Below are 2683 nucleotides of genomic sequence, written 5' to 3'. Positions count from 1 at the left end.
CACGGCGGTGCGCGCGGCCTTCACGGCGGCCGACGACGGCGGGGGTGCCGCCTTCGCGGGGATGTCCAGCACCTCGTTGGGGATCTGCCGGAACGTGCTGCGCAGCAGGTCGAGCGCAACGGCGGCGTCGTGCGGGCGCCGGTCCGGGTCGCGCGCCGTCATCGCCCGGACCAGCAGGTCCAGCGGTCGGCCGAGGTGGCCGGCGAACGCGCTCACGGGCGGCACGTCCGTGTTGACGTGCGCGTAGGCGACCTGGATGGGCCCCTCACCCTCGTGCGGGAGGCGGCCCGTGAACAGCTCGAACGCGAGGATGCCCACGGCGTACACGTCGGCGCGGGTGTCGACGTGCCCCGTGGCGATGGTCTCGGGCGCGAGGTAGGCCACGGTGCCCAGCACGGTGCCCGTCGTCGTGTTCGACACCTCGGAGATGGCGCGGGCGAGGCCGAAGTCGGCCACCTTGGGACGGCCGGTGCCCTCCTCCAGCAACACGTTCTCCGGCTTGATGTCGCGGTGCACGATCCCCTTGGCGTGCGCGGCGGCGAGCGCCGAGAGCACCACGTCGAGGACGGCGAACGAGCGGCGGAGCGTGAGGTCGCCGTCGCGGATGAGCTGGCGCAGGTTGGTACCCGGCACGTACTCCATGGTCAGGTAGCGCATGTCGCCGTCGGTGCCCTGGTCGTAGACGGCGACCACGCCGTGGTGCTGCAGTCCCGCCGCGGAGCGCGCCTCGCGCTCGAAGCGCTGCCGGAAGCTCGCGGCCTGCTCCCCCTCCGCCAGGTGGGGGTGCATCACCTTCAGGGCGATCTCACGGTTCAGGCGCGTGTCGTGCGCGCGGTACACCGTGGCCATGCCGCCGCGCGCCACGCGCGCGACGATCTCGTACCGCCCGTCGACGAGGCGGCCGATGAGAGGGTCTGCCGTCACCTGAGCCACGGGTGGGAGTGTACGGGTGACCACCCACGCCCTGGCAGGAACCCGCATACCGGACAGCGGGCCGTTGCCGGATCGTTGCCGTGTCACGGTCTCGCGCCCGGTCGCCTAGGCTTGCGCCGTGACAGATCTCGACACCCTCGTGGGCGACTGGCTGACCCTTCCCGACCTCGCCGAGTCCCTCGACATCGAGGTGGGCAAGGCGCGCGGGCTGGTCAGCGACCGGCACGTGATCGGCATCAAGCGCGGGGAGCGCACCACCTTCCAGGTCCCGGCCCTGTTCGTGCTGCCCGACGTCGAGGGCCGCCCCGGCGTCATCCCCACCCTGCGCGGCACGATCATGGTGCTGGCCGACGCCCAGTTCACCGAGCCCGAGATCCTCGAGTGGCTGTTCACGCCGAACGACGAGCTCGGCGAGCGCCCCGTGGACGCGCTCATCCACGGCAAGCGCGCCGCCGTGCGCCGCGTGGCGCAGACGCTGCTCTGACCGTCCGGTGGGCCGGACCTGCGGCCCACCGGCACGGTTACCGCCGCAGCATCTCCGCGACCTGGAAGGCCAGCTCCAGCGACTGCTGGTGGTTCAGGCGGGGGTCCACGAGCGTCTCGTAACGCAGCGCGAGGCCTGCGTCGGAGATCTCCTCGCTGCCGCCGAGCACCTCGGTGACGTCGTCTCCCGTGAGCTCCATGTGCAGGCCCCCCGGGACGGTGCCCAGCGCCTTGTGCACCTCGAAGAACCCGGCCACCTCGTCGAGCACGTCCGTCAGCCGGCGGGTCTTGTAGCCGCTGTCCGACGTGATCGTGTTGCCGTGCATGGGGTCGGTCACCCAGGTGACGTTCGCGCCTGACCAGGTGACGGCCTCGACGAGGGACGGCAGCACGTCGCGGACCTTGCCCGCGCCCATCCGCGTGATGAAGGTGAGCCGCCCGGGCACGTTCTCCGGGTTGAGCCGCTCGGTCAGTGCGAGGGCGTCGTGCGGCGTCGTCGTCGGACCGAGCTTCACGCCGATCGGGTTGGCGATCCGGGACATGAAGTCGACGTGGGCGCCGTCGAGCTGGCGCGTGCGCTCGCCGATCCACAGGAAGTGCGCGCTGGTGTCGTAGGACCTGCCCGTTCGCTGGTCCGTGCGGGTCAGCGCCCGCTCGTAGTCGAGCACCAGGGCCTCGTGGCTCAGGAAGAACTCCACGGAGCGCAGCGCGTCGAAGTCGGCGCCGCACGCGTGCATGAACCGGATGGCACGGTCGATCTCGTCGGCCGTCTTCTCGTACCGCGCGTAGGCCGGGTTGCTCATGAAGCCGCGGTTCCACTCGTGCACCTGCCGCAGGTCGGCGAAACCGCCCTGTGTGAAGGCCCGCACGACGTTCGCCGTGGCCGACGAGATCCGGTAGGCCTGCTCCAGCCGCTCCGGATCGGGGATCCGGGCCTCGGGTGTGAACGGGAAGCCGTTGATCATGTCGCCCCGGTAGGCGGGCAACGTCTCGCCGTCGCGCTCCTCGGTGTCGCTGGAGCGCGGCTTGGCGTACTGCCCCGCCATGCGGCCCATCTTGACGACGGGCGTGCTCGCACCGTGGGTGAGCACCACCGCCATCTGCAGGATGGTGCGGATCTTGTTGCGGATGCGGTCGGCATTCGCCTCGGCGAACGTCTCCGCGCAGTCCCCGCCCTGGAGCAGGAACGCCTCACCCCGACCGGCTGCGGCGAGCCGCTCGGTCAGGGTGTCGGCCTGTGCGGGCACCACGATGGGTGCGGCCTGGG

3 protein-coding genes are annotated in these 2683 nt (G+C 71.4%); 1 reads left to right on the top strand and 2 read right to left on the bottom strand.

What is annotated here, in order from left to right; all coding sequences use genetic code 11:
- On the bottom strand, nt 1-933 hold a 933-nt coding region (locus PROKR_RS26715), incomplete at its 3' end, for a protein kinase domain-containing protein (RefSeq protein WP_245605981.1).
- 118 nt (nt 934-1051) lie between these two features.
- On the opposite strand from PROKR_RS26715, the gene PROKR_RS26710 reads away from it, so the two are divergent.
- Complete coding sequence (locus PROKR_RS26710) at nt 1052-1417, top strand: Rv2175c family DNA-binding protein (protein WP_026365500.1); 366 nt, start codon at nt 1052-1054, stop codon at nt 1415-1417.
- A gap of 37 nt (nt 1418-1454) precedes the next feature.
- Here the strand turns inward: PROKR_RS26710 and PROKR_RS26705 are convergent.
- A partial coding sequence (locus PROKR_RS26705; RefSeq protein ID WP_084800699.1) for a class II 3-deoxy-7-phosphoheptulonate synthase occupies nt 1455-2683 on the bottom strand: 1229 nt, incomplete at its 5' end.

Source organism: Promicromonospora kroppenstedtii DSM 19349 (genome assembly GCF_000515355.1).
Classification (GTDB): Bacteria; Actinomycetota; Actinomycetes; order Actinomycetales; family Cellulomonadaceae; genus Promicromonospora; species Promicromonospora kroppenstedtii.
This window is presented reverse-complemented; position numbering and strand designations above follow the sequence as displayed.